The 14,129-nt window shown below is 59.5% G+C and carries 17 protein-coding genes and 1 pseudogene; 10 read left to right on the top strand and 8 right to left on the bottom strand.

Going from position 1 to position 14,129, the window contains the following annotated elements; genetic code table 11:
* Nucleotides 1-39 precede the first annotated feature (39 nt).
* Nucleotides 40-891 carry an SDR family NAD(P)-dependent oxidoreductase gene (locus LDB26_RS00540; RefSeq protein WP_257539720.1) on the top strand — a complete coding sequence of 284 codons (852 nt, stop codon included), beginning with the start codon at nt 40-42 and terminating at the stop codon, nt 889-891.
* A gap of 348 nt (nt 892-1,239) precedes the next feature.
* On the opposite strand, the gene LDB26_RS00535 is transcribed toward LDB26_RS00540, so the two are convergent.
* On the bottom strand, nt 1,240-1,476 hold the full coding sequence (locus LDB26_RS00535) for a hypothetical protein (RefSeq protein ID WP_257539718.1): 237 nt from the start codon (nt 1,474-1,476) through the stop codon (nt 1,240-1,242).
* A 368-nt stretch (nt 1,477-1,844) separates the two neighbouring features.
* Between LDB26_RS00535 and LDB26_RS00530 the strand changes: the two genes are divergently transcribed.
* Entirely contained in the window at nt 1,845-2,099 is a 255-nt protein-coding gene (locus LDB26_RS00530; protein WP_257539716.1) for an aldo/keto reductase, read from the top strand.
* 129 nt (nt 2,100-2,228) lie between these two features.
* On the opposite strand, the gene LDB26_RS00525 is transcribed toward LDB26_RS00530, so the two are convergent.
* The 4 genes from LDB26_RS00525 to LDB26_RS00510 form a co-directional block, all read right to left on the bottom strand.
* Nucleotides 2,229-3,161, bottom strand: a complete 933-nt coding sequence (locus LDB26_RS00525) for an Abi family protein (RefSeq protein WP_257539714.1) — start codon at nt 3,159-3,161, stop codon at nt 2,229-2,231.
* A 208-nt stretch (nt 3,162-3,369) separates the two neighbouring features.
* Nucleotides 3,370-4,308 (bottom strand): TerB family tellurite resistance protein, encoded by a 939-nt coding sequence (locus LDB26_RS00520; protein WP_257539711.1) that lies wholly within the window; start codon nt 4,306-4,308, stop codon nt 3,370-3,372.
* Nucleotides 4,301-4,723, bottom strand: coding sequence for a hypothetical protein (locus tag LDB26_RS00515; RefSeq protein ID WP_257539709.1), 423 nt, complete (start codon nt 4,721-4,723; stop codon nt 4,301-4,303). The genes LDB26_RS00520 and LDB26_RS00515 overlap by 8 nt, the downstream gene beginning before the upstream one ends.
* 129 nt (nt 4,724-4,852) lie before the next feature.
* Nucleotides 4,853-5,353 carry a hypothetical protein gene (locus LDB26_RS00510; protein WP_257539707.1) on the bottom strand — a complete coding sequence of 167 codons (501 nt, stop codon included), beginning with the start codon at nt 5,351-5,353 and terminating at the stop codon, nt 4,853-4,855.
* A gap of 116 nt (nt 5,354-5,469) precedes the next feature.
* Between LDB26_RS00510 and LDB26_RS00505 the strand changes: the two genes are divergently transcribed.
* Nucleotides 5,470-6,078 (top strand): recombinase, encoded by a 609-nt coding sequence (locus LDB26_RS00505; RefSeq protein WP_257539705.1) that lies wholly within the window; start codon nt 5,470-5,472, stop codon nt 6,076-6,078.
* Nucleotides 6,078-6,242 (top strand): annotated as a pseudogene (locus LDB26_RS00500) (chromosome partitioning protein ParB); the annotation flags it as partial. The gene LDB26_RS00505 and the pseudogene LDB26_RS00500, both read left to right, overlap by 1 nt.
* A 98-nt stretch (nt 6,243-6,340) precedes the next feature.
* Here the strand turns inward: LDB26_RS00500 and LDB26_RS00495 are convergent.
* Entirely contained in the window at nt 6,341-6,706 is a 366-nt protein-coding gene (locus LDB26_RS00495; protein WP_257539703.1) for a hypothetical protein, read from the bottom strand.
* A 394-nt stretch (nt 6,707-7,100) separates the two neighbouring features.
* Between LDB26_RS00495 and LDB26_RS00490 the strand changes: the two genes are divergently transcribed.
* From LDB26_RS00490 to LDB26_RS00465, 6 genes are all read left to right on the top strand, one after another.
* Entirely contained in the window at nt 7,101-7,238 is a 138-nt protein-coding gene (locus tag LDB26_RS00490) for a hypothetical protein (RefSeq protein WP_257539701.1), read from the top strand.
* Nucleotides 7,239-7,483: 245 nt separating this feature from the next.
* Complete coding sequence (locus tag LDB26_RS00485) at nt 7,484-8,539, top strand: hypothetical protein (RefSeq protein WP_257539699.1); 1,056 nt, start codon at nt 7,484-7,486, stop codon at nt 8,537-8,539.
* A complete protein-coding gene (locus tag LDB26_RS00480; RefSeq protein WP_257539697.1) occupies nt 8,536-8,805 on the top strand; it encodes a hypothetical protein in 270 nt (89 codons plus the stop codon). Before LDB26_RS00485 ends, LDB26_RS00480 begins: the two co-directional genes overlap by 4 nt.
* A 785-nt stretch (nt 8,806-9,590) precedes the next feature.
* Complete coding sequence (locus tag LDB26_RS00475) at nt 9,591-9,929, top strand: cupin domain-containing protein (protein ID WP_062068410.1); 339 nt, start codon at nt 9,591-9,593, stop codon at nt 9,927-9,929.
* Nucleotides 9,930-9,976: 47 nt separating this feature from the next.
* Nucleotides 9,977-12,220 (top strand): nitric-oxide reductase large subunit, encoded by a 2,244-nt coding sequence (locus LDB26_RS00470; protein WP_257539694.1) that lies wholly within the window; start codon nt 9,977-9,979, stop codon nt 12,218-12,220.
* 2 nt (nt 12,221-12,222) lie between these two features.
* The gene (locus LDB26_RS00465) at nt 12,223-13,425 is read left to right on the top strand and encodes an NnrS family protein (RefSeq protein WP_062062801.1); all 1,203 of its coding nucleotides are present in this window, start codon (nt 12,223-12,225) and stop codon (nt 13,423-13,425) included.
* Between the two features lie 27 nt (nt 13,426-13,452).
* Here LDB26_RS00465 and LDB26_RS00460 read toward each other — a convergent pair whose 3' ends face one another.
* Together LDB26_RS00460 and LDB26_RS00455 are read right to left on the bottom strand one after the other, a co-directional pair.
* Nucleotides 13,453-13,734: a conjugal transfer protein TraD gene (locus LDB26_RS00460; RefSeq protein WP_062062803.1), complete on the bottom strand. Its 282-nt coding sequence runs from the start codon at nt 13,732-13,734 to the stop codon at nt 13,453-13,455.
* A gap of 1 nt (nt 13,735) precedes the next feature.
* On the bottom strand, nt 13,736-14,068 hold the full coding sequence (locus LDB26_RS00455) for a conjugal transfer protein TraD (RefSeq protein WP_373886148.1): 333 nt from the start codon (nt 14,066-14,068) through the stop codon (nt 13,736-13,738).
* Between the last annotated feature and the right edge of the window lie 61 nt (nt 14,069-14,129).

The following is a 14,129-nucleotide window of genomic DNA, read 5'->3' as shown; positions in this document are numbered from 1 at the left end:
CGCGCCAAAACGGCCCATTCCATTCAGGGGAGAACCGACATGACGACAATACCACGCAGGACGGCAGTCGTTACGGGCGCGAGCGCTGGCATAGGTCTTGTCGTCGCCCGCGAATTGGCAAAAAGCGGGTGGCGGGTGATCGGCGTCGGGCGGGATGCCGGCCGGGCTGCTGCAGCACAACATGCCATCAACGCCGCCGCGCCCGGCAGCAGCTTCACGATGCTGCGCGCCGACCTGTCGCTCATTGGAGATGTACGCCAACTGGCCAGGGATATTGCGGAAGAAACCGACGCCATCCACCTGCTGGTCAATAATGCCGGTGGCACGCCCGCGCGCCGCATCGTCACGCAGGACGGTTTCGAGCAATGTTTTGCCGGCAACCATCTCGGCCCGTTTCTGCTCACCCAAGAGCTGCTGCCCCTCATCGAGCGAGCCGGCGAAGGCGCGCAGATCATCAATGTGGCATCGGTAGCGCACCGTTTCATCAAGGACATTCAGTGGGACGACCTTCAGATGGAGCGCAAGTTCGACCCGGGCAAAGCCTATTCTCAATCCAAGCTGGCGAACATCCTGTTCACACGGGCGTTGGCCCGACGCCTTGCCGATATCGGAATCCGCGTGAATGCCGTCCACCCCGGTTTCGTGCAGAGTAACTTCGCCAGTCACGGCAATGCGATCGTCAGGCTCATCTATCGCCTTGGAACACCCTTTGCCCTGACACCCGAACAAGGTGCGGACACGATCCTATGGCTTGCAGCGGAGCGCAATCCAGGCACCGGGGGCTATTTCTCGAAACGCCGACTTGCTCCGCTCACGCCTGCGGCGAGCGACGAGGCGGGCGCAGAACGCCTGTGGCGCATCAGCGAAGATCTGCTCCGTGCCACCAGATAGGACATGGCATGATATAACCCATGCTGACCGTTGGGTGATCGCACCCAGTTGGCGGAATTCAGGCGTGCCACACCGCCATGCATGAAGAATGACGCTTTGCGTGGAATAGGACGCGGAAACGCTCCCATCTTGACGGTAATCAGACTGCGTTACATCTAATATAACTCAGGGAGTTGCGCGGGATCGGCATCAGCATCGGAACCCGTGGTCCAGGATGTCGATGAGTTCCATCAGACCCAGCATCCGCCCAGCGGCCGCGCCCGGCAAATTGCGTTTCAACAACATCTGGAAAAATTCAAAAAAGAGGACAGAGGCGCAGTTTTGATCCGACGCGGTAAGAAGAAGGGATCATTCCTGCGTCGTATCTTTCAGCTCTTTCTTTCCCGAGCGAGCCGGAGTTTGATCTTTCCATCGAATCCTAGCTGCATCGCGGGCAATTTCCCGCCTCCGCTCACCACTTAATGTCGCGGCCCTCGCCCGTCCGCCCTTGCTACCTAGTTCAGCAGAGGCTGATTTGACCGGCTCGCGATCATCCTTTTCCTCGTCCGTAGCGATACGGGCGATTTTAATGGCGTCGCCGATCACGTCGGCAGGGCGCTTCTCTCCGTGAGGGCCTTTAGGCAAGGGCGATCTCCACTGTCGCGGCTTGGCGGCGCATATGATCGCTGAACTTCTCGCCCTCATAGGCATCGGTCCGAACCCCATTGACCTTCCATCGCTTGCAGAACTTACACCCTGCCCGTTGATTGCGGGATCGTCCGCGCTTGTGATGCACTACCTCCTCCTTGCTTTCCGCCAAGCATGTAGAAGCGCGATCCGGATGCGACAGGTGATCCGTCAAATTTCAAACTGAGACACTACCGGCCGTCGCGGGCGCTGGCGCGGACGGGTGCGAGGCTGTGGTGCCCAGATCAAAGAATGGGGTGGCGCGCCCGAGGCTTCGATCGGGTCCTATGGCGGCAGGGTTCCAGTTCATGCCGCGGTGCTGGCGAACAGCACTATGGCGCGCACTCGATATTTGTGATTTTGCAGTGCCGGGGCAACGGCTCGGCACCGTCTATATCGACCTTTATTTCATGCACTGGTGGGATTTCACGACGCCGGTGGAGGAAGTCCAGCGCGCCCTGACCGATGCCGGTCTAGCTCCACCCACGGGCGATATCGTCAAAAAACCTTTGGGGCAGCTTAATTGCCGCCCTTTCTTTTAGGCTGGGAACTAGCTGAAACCGTCATCTTTATGTTGGCCGGGAAGCATTGAACTAAAAATTATCTAGTAAAATCAATATGGCATTGAGGTAAATGGCGGTGGGAACGAGACCGATATTCGACCTTATCCATCAGCCCTGCCAGCAGGGCCGTGTTTCCCAGTTGTCAGGGAAACCCATGGCGCGTTGATTGGCTGCCGACCGCGTTTTGATCAAATCAGCCACGCGCCCCGGGAATGTCGTGTCCGCACTTTGATGCCGCAGCATATGGATCAGCGCGACCAGCGCATTGTATATCTGGTTTGCAGGCTGGTTTTGAATACCACTTTCTGTCTTCACCTGCCCGATAACCAGATCGTCCCGGAAACGCTTGATGTACGGCAGCCGCTTCACGGTATGGCGGTTCCAAAGCCTGCCATGATGCGCGCAGATGTTCCGGATGTAGGCGAGCAGCTGCAGTGTGCCCTCAAGCACCTCGCGGGAGGGCAAGCCAAGATCTCTGGCTACCGCGCCCCTGATTTTCGGGTCTCTGGTGGCAGCAAACCATCGCGAGAGTTCGCCGAATGTCATCAGTTCGGTGACAATCCAGATCGGCGGCATGAACGGCGCGGAATATTTCCGGCGGTAATGTTCGACAAACACCTCGTTGCTGTCCTTGGCCCTGTTCGCGAGAGCAGAGAGCAACCCGATATGGTCGTAGCCGGATTGGAAGACCGAGACATCAAGGTGCGCATGAGAGCCGTGCGCCAGCGCCAACCGGTTTGTCCAACGCGAACGTAATGCGATTTCGATGCGCTCGATCGCTTCCATGACCAGCAATCGCAGCTTGCGGTCGAAAACGTAGATGTCGACAATCGTGTCAAACTGCAGGCCAGGAGCAAACTGTTTTGAACGAGTCTGGCCGTCCGCAGGCGGAACCTCGAAGGGCAACCAGTAGGCACTCAACCGGTAATAGCCGACGGTCTCCAACCAGCGACGCATCAGGGCGTCGTCACCCTGCATGCCTCGCTCTATCAGCAGGGCAATCTGTTCGTCGATTGTGGTTGGAGGCTTGTTGAAATGCATGGGGCCCCATCGAATACTCGACGAGGCCCCAAAAAGTAACCCCCCGGTATTGGGCAAGCCGAAGCTCTAGGCCTGGGGGGTGTTGTTGCCCTCCATGTATGCTCCCGGATCCTAACCGTCAATGAATGAATGGGAGGCAGCTGACATCGGCAATGCAGACCGCGATGATCCGTCATGATGCATGCCGGCCGCCTGCCCGCAGCTTCTCTCAGGATTTCGTCTTTTCCCGTAGGTTGCGAGAGGCTTCCGCGAGCTTGCTGGAAAGAGCACTACCCAGCGAGCGAGCGGTGCCGCCGATCACGCTGGCAGCTTCGCCAGCGACCAAGCCTGCCGCCTTGGTCATGTCGGCCAGACCTTCCCCAGCCTTGGCCAGAGTCAGCCGGTTTTGTTCCTGCCACATGCGCTCAATGGCCTCGATCGCCAGTTCCTCCCGTTCATCGATGACGCCGTCGGAAGCGATAAGATCACGCAAGAACTTCAACAGTTCAGCCTGCATGGCAGGCGCGTTGCAATCAGGGTTGGCAGCCTGGAATTGCGCAAGGTCTGCCGCAAGTGCTTTGACCCGCGTATCCGTGGCACGCGGAGCCAGGACATCGAGTGAACGGCTGACGTAGACTGGATCGAACCCCCAGTCCTCGACGAAGTGGTCGCGGATGCAGTCCAGTTCAGCTTGAGCGATTTGGCCGTCAATAGCGGCAACCCGTAGGGCCAAGCTCCCGAGCAGATCGATTAGCGCAGCCCCCAGCACATCTATCGGGGTATTGATGTACTTGGGGATCGTGTCGACGAACGCGCCGGTTTTGTCAGAAAACCAGCGAGAAACTCCGTAGTAGCCTCCACCTGCGACAACAGCTGCCGCCACGACCCAGCCGACAGGGGTCGCCGCCGTGGCCAAGCCAAGCCAGGCCGCCAGTCCAGTCGGTGCAAAGAACGTACCGGCTACCACCGAGGAACCCGCGATGCCGGCACCTGTGGCGGCAGCACCGGCAGTTTCCCACACAGTATAAAGCTGCTTCTTCGCGCGAAGCAGGGCGAATGCCTCCTCTCCAATCTGCAGTTGCTGCTTGAACCGCAGTGGATCGGATACAACCTGATCGATGCCAGTATCATCGATGCCCGGTTCGGGCGCATCAGCTGAATCAGGCACGGGCCATGGCCGCATCAAGCTTGGCGCCGAACAATTCAATCTGTTTGTCGATGCTGCTGTTGCGCATGTCTGCCAGCGCACCACTGGTAATCATGAATGCAGCGAGCAACGGACCGACCAAAGGGCCAAGGATGACGCCCAGGAGCGGGATTGAACTGATAAGCACCGTGACCGTGAGCCCGACGATAGCGCCGAGAGTGGTCGCCGGATACCGTTTGAACAGGTCAAGCACGAACGCGAGGATCTGACGCCCCACCTCAATAACCCGGCCGGCGACCTCAGCAGTCGTGTCGAGCAGCTTGCCCATCAAGACCTTGGCATCAGCTGGAAGGGCCAGGCGATCGAGCCTTTGGTGGAGTTCTCGTCGGCTCGGCAGATTTACCAAGTTTATCTCGATCGGCAGTTGGTTATTCATGGCTAGCACCCGGTGCGAAAATGGGGGCCATCGTGCTTGGTTGGGGCTGAAACATCAAGGGCAGACACAATGACGATGTTTAAGGTGCGCAATTCAACGGATCGGAAGGCAGAGGTGCAGCGATGCAGTTCAGACAATGCTTGCATCCAATGCATCGGCGACTCGCCGCACTGCCTTTCCACTGATTTTAGTGAAACCTTCCGACCAGTTGAGAAAATAGTCCGCGCCAGCGCTGGTAGATTGCCATTGCTTAAGCCGGATGTGGCGGTCTTCGATAACTGCGCTGGGATTCAGCGAGGCGAGCAAGAATAGGTTCTTCGACCGGTAAGGCAAAACGCGCGGAAAAACATTCGGATCGCGAAATGCATCGATAATCGATTTTATGCTCTTATTTGCTGAAAGCGCCGGCTCCAACCGGCAGATCTGTTGATTCAACCTAAAGTCAGCTTTCTCGCGGCGATAATCCTTGGTCCAAGACGCGAGTGGAGTTTGTGTGTTGATCTCCGTCACTAGGACAGCACCAACGGTGGAGCGAAACGCCAAGGCAGGTTGTTCGCGGATTGTGAAGACAGATCCTCGTTCTCGCAACTCTTCTGCCCGGGCCTTTGCTGTCGCGAGGGTGTCGTGCATGCACCTGTCGAAGTAGTGAGTTACCCAAGTGGAATGCCAAGCATTTCGTCCCCGTATGAGGTAGAAAATTTTGGTTTCAATCACATGGTCGATTATTGAAGAGACCAATCGATGATGTGAGCCGTGATGAAATTTTGCCAATGCAGTCATCAGTCGCAGTCTTAAGCCTAAAGGGGCAAGGCTACAGGGCTTCTCATCTAAATCTAGACCAATTCAGCACTCAGGTTTCCGTCTACAGCTCCCGGTTTGGGAGCCTGCTGCGCGCCTACGGCCTGGTCGGGTTCACCCCGGACCGGGATTACCGCTACATTGCCATCAACCGGGCCCTGCGCAGACTGCACCCCGATATACTGCGGCAGGTGCTTGAAGGCCTGCGCGAACAGGGCAGCGATGCCTGGCAGGACCATGCCACCGACCGCGTCGTCGTGAACAACGAGTTCAGCCTGTCGATCGTCATTGCCCGCTGCACGCCGACACCGACCGGCCTGCTGCGCTGGAAGCTGCGCTTTGATACCTCGCTCATGCCCGACATCACGATCGTGGTGCGCATGGACGCGGACAACCGCGCGCCGCTCGATTTCTACCTGTTCCCCCGGCTGGATGTGGCGTCAGATCGCGTGCGCTTGGCCGAGGAAAACGGTCTCAGTCTCGACGCCTACCGTTTTGACACGCTCGACTATCTCTTCGACATCGCCGCGCCGGTCAGCATCGTGGAGGCAGCCTGATGCCGGACATGCATGCCCAGCAGATCGAGATGATCCCAATTTCGCGGATCACGGTGCTCAATCCGCGGGCCCGCAACAAGCGGCAGCACCGCGAGATCGTCAACAACATCGAGGCGATCGGCCTCAAACGCCCGATCACGGTCAGCCGGCGTCCCGGCGATCCTTCGCAGCGGAATGCCCCGTGAGGCTTAGGATCTCCAAGGCCCCATTAAGAGCTGCCCGGCCCCAGTCGGCAATTACGATCGTCAGTTAGCCGACGCGGTCAGCCGGTCAGGTCGCCTGCAATTTCAAAATGCGTCACAAAGCCGGTCAGGTAGGGTAGACCTTTGGGGATGCCAGTTTCGCCCGAGGTGGCTGGGCTGATGGTCCAGGCCATCCAGCGGGTGATGGCGGCGTCGATCGCCGCTTCGAGACCGAGGCCTGCGTGGAGCCCGTTGTGAACGTCATCGGCGAAGTGACGACCGTGTCGGCTGTCGAGAAAATCCCGAACCCCTTCGGCGGTGGCTCCCGTCGCCTTGGCGACCGCCGGAAAGGCAATCGACCAGGCAGCGTCCGCATCGGTGAACCCGGCAGTCGAGCCGTAGAAACCCCAGGCTCCGTTCCGGGTCGGCAGGGTCGAGGCGGTCATTTCAGTCTCCGTACTTTGCGGAAATCAGTAATGCTCTGTTCGCAGGCACTATCCACTCAAATCGGCGGACTTCTGCCATTTTTCCGCTTTGACCCCCGGTCGCTAACTCGCGGGTGTAAAAACTTTGGATCGGGGGCGGTTTCCTTTGCGAACCGTCTCAAGTTTCACCCTCCCCCCCCGGGGGGCATCGATCACGCAGCCAGTTCCGGGGCCGTCACCACCTCGCAACTGGCCAGTTCACCCAAGTGATCCACAAGCCACGATCTCGGGTCCGGGATCAGGTCGAGATCGAAGGTAGCGGTCCGCGGCTTCTGACCTGCACCGACCGGTCGATAGGTTACCACGGCCGAGGACGGGGACATTCTGCTATTATAAGAGCTTCTATAATAGCAATTTGGCCTATCTGGCACCCGCCGTGCTGGATAAGCTGCTCATTGCGCGCGTACCGCCCGCGGTGTCGGTGAAGGGCCTGGCGGCGGCGGCCGAACTATCATGGGCAGTGCAGGAGGCGGTGGTATATGATCAGGGATAAAGGTCCGCTTCGCGCCCCAATGGTCTTCGTTCACGGTGCCGCGCGCAAATCCCGCAATCGGCCGTTCCTCCAAACCTACGTTGCGTGCCGCTGATCTGCGGCAGCTGGGACTTTGCTGCCGTTCCCACGCGACGCTTTGAGCCGAGGACCCGTCCGAACGGTTTGAGTTGGCGAAGCAGCTATTTTTGATTAACGAACTGCCAAACTAATTGTGCGATCATCGGACCTCGATCGCCGGGCGGGACATGGACGAGCAGAAGCACGATATTCAGCTAAAATTCGACGGTGATCCCATCAAGAAGTTGAAGGGTGCGCCGGCTGAAGCCGTGATTGCGTCGCTCAACGCGCTTCAGCGAATGGTCCATATTATTGGGATGCGAGCCGAGGGGCGCGGATTAGGCCAGCGGCTAAAGCCCACGGCGAAGGTGAAGCGGGAATACGCCGTAATCTGCCGCGCTCCACAGTTCGGTAGTCACGTCCAGCCCATAGACATTGCTTCCCAATCCGGGGCGCACACTTCGGCGACAGCCGTGGCCCGGGGCAAGTTGCTGGCGGCGCTGAAGGCTTTTGACAGTGGCGAGGACGACAAGATTGTTGCTGCGCTGCCCGACGCTCGGGAGCGTTGGTTTCTGGCTGATGCCGCCAAGGGCCTTATCCCTGATCCGAGCAGCGGCCTTCGCGTTACCTTGCGGGACGGCAAAATGGGGCGATTCGCGTTCAGTGCCGATCGTGCTCGCGATGCGATCGAACGCTTCCGCGCCGGGCCGGTGCCCGAAGCTGACGAAGAGGAAATCGTCGGCAGGGTTCAATCGATCAATTTTACTCAAACGCTCCTCGTCATAAAGCCGAGTACGAGCCGAGCGGTTCGGATGGACTATCCGCTTCAGCTTGAGCCGATGCTCGAGCACAACAAGCGTGAGCGGTTGCGGCTGCATGGTCGGCCGAAGCTCAACAATGCCGGCGATATCACCTCATTCACCGAGTTGACCTCGATCGGTGAAGTTGAGAGCCGCCTCGATCCGATCGTAGAGTTTACCTCTGGGGGGCAGCGGGTCGGCTCGAATCGTCCGCTCTCGATCCCGGCGACGTTCGATTACGAATCCCGCCTCTTCATCTTCAGCGATCCCGCGCTTGGTATCGATGCATATAGCGACCAATATGAAGCCTTGCGCGACGTTGTGCTCGAAGAGCTTGACGTGGTTTGGCGCAACTATGCCATGGCTCCTGCCTCTGAACTCGCGCCGGACGCTTTGCTCCTGAAAAAGGCTCTGCTTACGCGCTTCCGGGTGATCGAAGAATGACGCGCGAGCGAAGCGATATCGACAAGGCACTAACCCGCAAGGGTTTCGTGAAAGACGAGACGCACCATCACCAATACATCTACCATAACCTGTCCGGACAAAGAACAGCTAAGCGCACGCGAATGAGCCATGGCTCGTCGCACAAGACGATTGGCGACAATCTGTTGGGCCAGATGGCAAAGCAGCTCGGCATCCCGAAAAAGAGCTTCCTCGAACTCGTGGACTGCACGCTCGATCAGACCGGATATGAGAAGCTGATTTCCTGAAAAATCCCTGTCGGCCGTCAGCAGGTCTGAGCCCCAAGTCAGACGATTACAACCATCAGCTGCGGACGCTGCAAAACGCCCACCTCGGGTTCTCTGATTGCAACGCTAACGCGATTGCGCAGAGAACTGGGCGGCAAGGCATAAAGTGCACCTTATTGATAAAAGGCGATATTTCAAATCCGAACCTTTTCCGGCGAGGTTCGGGTGAAAAGAGACAAGAGCCGATCAGAGACTGAATTTGGCGTTTCCCGCAGTCTCTGAGGTTCGGTCGGTATCGGCAAAACCGCGCGGAAGCTGGAGATTTTTCGGCCCGGTGAGGTCCATCTCATTGATTCGCATTGAGATGTTGGCGGGCCGCGACCGATAGTGATGAGCACTACGTTTACGCCATAGCACTATAAATCAATGAGGTGCGCGTGTTTTCACAACACAATGGTCGTATGGTCACAGACCCAGCGACCCCGCCTCAGGAGACCAATCTCGTTTGTGACGACACACCTCACTCAACCAATTCTTATCTCGTATCGATCTGTGCTTATGCGACATTCGGGGCGCGTCATTCATCTCAATGAGGTTTCATTCGCTAGAAAACACGTTACACTCCGATCTCTTACGACGTTGCGAGGGAGAGTGAGGATGTTCTGCCCGGAATGTGGAACAGTGATCGGACCGGGGCCGCTGGACATGCGGCATGCCTGTCACGATAGGAGACACGGCATTGTGCAAGCCGCAAGCCGATGGTTCCGCGCTATTATCCTTCGCGCCCGGCCTCGGAAGAACTAAGCATGGCGCTGCATCATTGCCAATCCGGCGAAGTGACCCATCTCGACACCATCGGCGATGCCGCGACCGTGACGCGCGCGCTGGCGCGGACCTCATCGTTTGAGGCAATCCATCTCGTGGTGCGGGCGGGCCATTCCATACCGGCGCACCATGTCTCTGGCTCGATGACTCTCTATTGCATCTCTGGCCATGCCCGGCTCGAAGGTGACGTTGCGAGCGAATTACGGGCCGGCGACTGGCTGTTCCTGGAACCCGGAACACCGCATGCGGTCGAAGCGATGGCAGACACATCGCTGTTGCTGACAATAATGTTCGACGATGGCGACGAAAGACAAACTTAGCCCATGCGGGGCGACTGACAGGTTTTTTGGAAACGACGGGGACCGTAATGGGGGAATATCGCAAGCTTTGGTGGACGCTGATCGCCGTCCTCGTCGTTACGTTCAGCATATTGGGGTTCTACGGCACCGAGTTCTATAAAAAGCCGCCCCCGATTCCGGCGCAGGTCGTATCGGCCAGCGGCACGGTCCTAATGACCCGCGACGATATTCTTGACGGGCAAACAGCCTGGCAGAGCACTGGCGGAATGCAGGTGGGTTCCATCTGGGGGCATGGCGCTTATCAGGCACCTGACTGGTCGGCGGACTGGCTGCACCGTGAGTTGACCACCTGGCTGGACCTTACCGCGCAGGAAACCGAGGGCAAGCCATTCGACGCGCTCCTGCCGGGAGAGCAGGCCAAGCTCAGATATTGGCTGGAGCAGGAATATCGCAAGAACAGCTATAACCCCGACACCGGCACCCTGACGGTTTCCGACCGGCGGGCGCGCGCCATGGCCATGGTCGCGGACTATTATCAGCGCCTCTATGGCGATGACCCGGCGCTGCGGGAACGACGCGACAATTATGCGATGAAGGAAAACACGCTGCCCAGTCTGGAGCGGCGCGAGGACCTGACCCATTTCTTTTTCTGGACCGCCTGGGCGACCGCCACGGAGCGGCCCGGAACGAATGCCACCTATACCAACAACTGGCCGCCTGAACCGCTGATCAGCAATCATCCCACCCCTGAAAACATCATGTGGTCATTGGCCTGCGTGATGATCCTGATCGCTGGTGTCGGCGGCCTGATCTGGGGCTGGGCGTTCCTGCGCAGCCATGAACCAGAACCACAAGCGCCCGCGAACGATCCGGTGCTGTCCGTCGGGGTGACTGCATCGCAGAAGGCGGTCGGCAAATATCTGTTCGTGGTGATGGCCCTGTTCGTGGCTCAGGTGTTCCTCGGCGGCCTGACCGCCCATTACACGATCGAGGGGCAAGGTTTTTATGGCCTCGACCTCTCATGGCTCCCCTATTCGCTCAGCCGCACCTGGCACGTGCAGAGCGCCATTTTCTGGATCGCCACCGCGTTCCTGGCGGCAGGGTTGTTCCTCGCGCCGCTCATCAACGGAGGCAAGGATCCCAAATATCAGGCGCTGGGCGTCCATATCCTGTTCGCTGCGCTGCTGATCGTGGTGGTCGGCTCCTATGCCGGCACGTTCTTCGCCATCGCGCAGGTGATTCCGCCAAACTTGAACTTCTGGCTCGGCCATCAGGGCTATGAGTATCTCGACCTCGGCCGGCTGTGGCAGATTGCGCTGTTCATCGGCATCCTGTTCTGGCTGCTGCTGATGCTGCGCGCCATGATCCCGGCGATGCGCGGCGGCGGTGACAAGAACCTCATCGCCCTGCTGTGCGTATCGGTGGTCGCCATCGGATTGTTCTACGGCTCCGGCCTGTTTTACGGCGAGCGCACCCACATCACCATCATGGAATATTGGCGCTGGTGGGTGGTGCATCTGTGGGTTGAGGGCATCTTCGAAGTCTTCGCCACCACCGCCCTCGCTTTCATCTTCGCATCCATGGGCCTGGTGTCACGCCGCATGGCCACCGCAGCGGCGCTGGCGTCGGCGTCGCTGTTCATGGTCGGCGGCGTGCCGGGCACGTTCCACCACCTCTATTTTTCGGGCACCACCACGCCGGTCATGGCCGTCGGCGCGGCGTTCAGCGCGCTCGAAGTGGTGCCGCTCATCGTGCTTGGCTACGAAGCGTGGGAACATTGGAGCTACAAGGACCGTGCCCCGTGGATGCAGCGGGTGAAGTGGCCGCTGATGTGTTTCGTGGCGGTCGCCTTCTGGAACATGCTGGGTGCCGGTGTCTTCGGCTTCATGATCAATACGCCGGTGGCGCTGTTCTATCTCCAGGGCCTCAACACCACGGCGGTCCACGCCCATGCCGCCCTGTTCGGTGTCTATGGCTTCCTCTCGCTGGGCTTTGTGCTGTTGATCCTGCGTTATCTGCGCCCCGACATGGCGTTCAACGAAAAGCTGATGAAAACCGGCTTCTGGCTGCTGAACGCCGGTCTGGTGCTGATGATCTTCACCAGCCTGCTGCCGGTCGGGCTATTCCAGTTCCAGGCCAGCACCAGCGTCGGCATGTGGTATGCCCGCAGTGATGAATTTCTCCAGCAGCCGTTCCTCGAAACCTTGCGCTGGATACGGACCTTTGGTGACGTGGTGTTCATTCTGGGTGCGGTGGCCATTGCCTGGCAAGTCGTGATCCTCGGTCTCTGGCGGAAGGGCGCACGGGCGTAGTCATGAGCGCGGACAGTGCCGCCGGCGCGACCGCAGAAACCGGCTCGCCGCTCTGGCTTCGCGGCGGCTATCGCCTGCTCTTTGGCTGCGCCGGATTTTGGGCAGCACTTGTCGTCATTTTATGGGTCGGCGTGCTCGACGGTCGTTGGACACTGCCGACCGCCATGGCGCCGCTCGTCTGGCACCAACATGAGATGCTGTTCGGCTATCTTGGTGCAGTGATCGGCGGATTCGTCAGCGCGGCCATACCCAACTGGACCGGGCGCCCGACGGTGACGGGCTGGCGGGTCGCTGCGGTCGTTGGCGTGTGGTTGGCGGCGCGGCTGGCGATCCTCTTTTCCGCAAGCGTGCCGCCGCTGGTCGGTGCGGGGCTGGACGTGTTCTACCTGCTCATCCTGCTCGCCTATGCAGCACGGGAAATCTTCGCGTCGGGCAATCGTAACAAGCCGATCCTGATTATCCTCTTCCTGTTTGCCGCCGCTTGTGCACTGGATCATGCGGCAGCGATGGGCGCGAACTTCGATGCTGCGCTCGGATGGCGCCTAGGCTTTGCTCTGGTCCTGCTGCTGATCTCGCTGATCGGCGGGCGCATTATCCCTGCCTTTACCCGCAACTGGCTGGTGCAGCAGGGGCAGTCCGAAGCTTTACCGACGATGCCAAACCGCTTTGATATGATCGTCATTGGCACCACAGCTATCGCGCTCGCTGCATGGGTTGCAGATTCCGGCAGTCCTGCCGTCGCTTGGCTGCTGATCGGTGCTGGCGCCCTTCAGGCGGTTCGCCTCGCGCGGTGGGCCGGGCTGAGGGCCTTGCGTGACCCGCTGGTCTTCGTCCTCCACTTTTCCTATGCTTGGTTGCCGGTGGGGCTGATCCTGCTTGGATGCGCGATGCTGGGCCATCTCCTCCCGATGTCGAGTGCCGTGCACGCGCTTGGTGCCGGTGCGATGGGCGCGATGACGCTGGCGGTAATGACACGCGCAACGCGGGGCCATACCGGCAGGCCGCTTGAGGCCAGCCGCGGGACCGTCGTCATCTATCTTTTGGTTCACCTTGGCGCATTGCTGCGCGTGTTGGCCCCGCTCTTACCAATGGATTACATGGTGGTAATCGCGCTGGCAGGCGGATCGTGGGGCGGTGCGTTTCTGCTGTTCCTGTTCCTCTATGTTCCGATGGTGCTTCGACCAGCGACCGAAGCCAATGCCTGATATTTTCGGAACTGCTCATAGAGCCATTCAAGTTCGACGCTGGACTCTACTGATGCAAGAGGAGGCTCCAGTCTCCGGTTTGGCGGGCAGTTCGTCCGCTGCGAACGCCTGCTTCCCCTTTTCGGCCCATAGCGCCAGCGCGCGTTCGCCGTCGTCGCTCTGGAGCTTTTCCGCAGCCCAGATCAACGCGCCGAGGATGGTGGCCCGGTCATCGCCGGTCAGGTCCACGATGCCTGCCTTGACGACGAGGCCGCCGAGTTCGATCAGGTGCCGCGTGCGCTTGCGGCGTTCGACCTGCCATGTCCGCATGTCATGCCGCGCCCGTGCCGCCTGATGCCGGTTGCGCGCCGCCCGATTGCGTTGGAGCGCCGCCGTGGTCGCGGTCAGGCGCTGGTGCAGATCGCCGTGACTTCCCTTGAAAGAACGCCGCGCCGCGCGTGGCCCATGCCTCCCGCTTTCCGGCATCGGTGGTTTCCGCCAGCACGATCAGCGCCCCCGCCAGCTCGTCGGCAGTGAGGTTGTCTGCACCCGTGGCGATCACCAGTTCGCCGAGCCCGAGCACCTTGCGGGTTTTGAGTTCCTTCGCCTTGTCTTCGAGCGCCTTCAGGTCGGCATCATAGTCGCGTGGCTTGCGCATCATCATCTCCATAAGCTGTTGATGCAGCGATGATAGTTGCGCGCGTCCCGGAACGCAGTATTGTTGC

Origin of the sequence: Sphingobium sp. CFD-1 (genome assembly GCF_024611115.1) — a bacterium.
GTDB lineage: Bacteria > Pseudomonadota > Alphaproteobacteria > Sphingomonadales > Sphingomonadaceae > Sphingobium > Sphingobium baderi_A.
Note: the sequence above shows the minus strand (reverse complement) of the source record. Positions and strands in the feature narration are given on the sequence as shown.

What these genes read in the sequence shown, in the direction of transcription:
- LDB26_RS00540 (WP_257539720.1), top strand. Translation starts at nt 40, where the DNA reads ATGACGACAATACCACGCAGGACGGCAGTCGTTACGGGCGCGAGCGCT.
- LDB26_RS00530 (WP_257539716.1), top strand. Translation starts at nt 1,845, where the DNA reads ATGGCGGCAGGGTTCCAGTTCATGCCGCGGTGCTGGCGAACAGCACTA.
- LDB26_RS00525 (WP_257539714.1), bottom strand. Translation starts at nt 3,161, where the DNA reads ATGCATTTCAACAAGCCTCCAACCACAATCGACGAACAGATTGCCCTG.
- LDB26_RS00515 (WP_257539709.1), bottom strand. Translation starts at nt 4,723, where the DNA reads ATGAATAACCAACTGCCGATCGAGATAAACTTGGTAAATCTGCCGAGC.
- LDB26_RS00510 (WP_257539707.1), bottom strand. Translation starts at nt 5,353, where the DNA reads ATGCACGACACCCTCGCGACAGCAAAGGCCCGGGCAGAAGAGTTGCGA.
- LDB26_RS00495 (WP_257539703.1), bottom strand. Translation starts at nt 6,706, where the DNA reads ATGACCGCCTCGACCCTGCCGACCCGGAACGGAGCCTGGGGTTTCTAC.
- LDB26_RS00485 (WP_257539699.1), top strand. Translation starts at nt 7,484, where the DNA reads ATGGACGAGCAGAAGCACGATATTCAGCTAAAATTCGACGGTGATCCC.
- LDB26_RS00480 (WP_257539697.1), top strand. Translation starts at nt 8,536, where the DNA reads ATGACGCGCGAGCGAAGCGATATCGACAAGGCACTAACCCGCAAGGGT.
- LDB26_RS00475 (WP_062068410.1), top strand. Translation starts at nt 9,591, where the DNA reads ATGGCGCTGCATCATTGCCAATCCGGCGAAGTGACCCATCTCGACACC.
- LDB26_RS00470 (WP_257539694.1), top strand. Translation starts at nt 9,977, where the DNA reads ATGGGGGAATATCGCAAGCTTTGGTGGACGCTGATCGCCGTCCTCGTC.
- LDB26_RS00465 (WP_062062801.1), top strand. Translation starts at nt 12,223, where the DNA reads ATGAGCGCGGACAGTGCCGCCGGCGCGACCGCAGAAACCGGCTCGCCG.
- LDB26_RS00460 (WP_062062803.1), bottom strand. Translation starts at nt 13,734, where the DNA reads ATGCGGACATGGCAGGTCGAACGCCGCAAGCGCACGCGGCACCTGATC.
- LDB26_RS00455 (WP_373886148.1), bottom strand. Translation starts at nt 14,068, where the DNA reads ATGATGATGCGCAAGCCACGCGACTATGATGCCGACCTGAAGGCGCTC.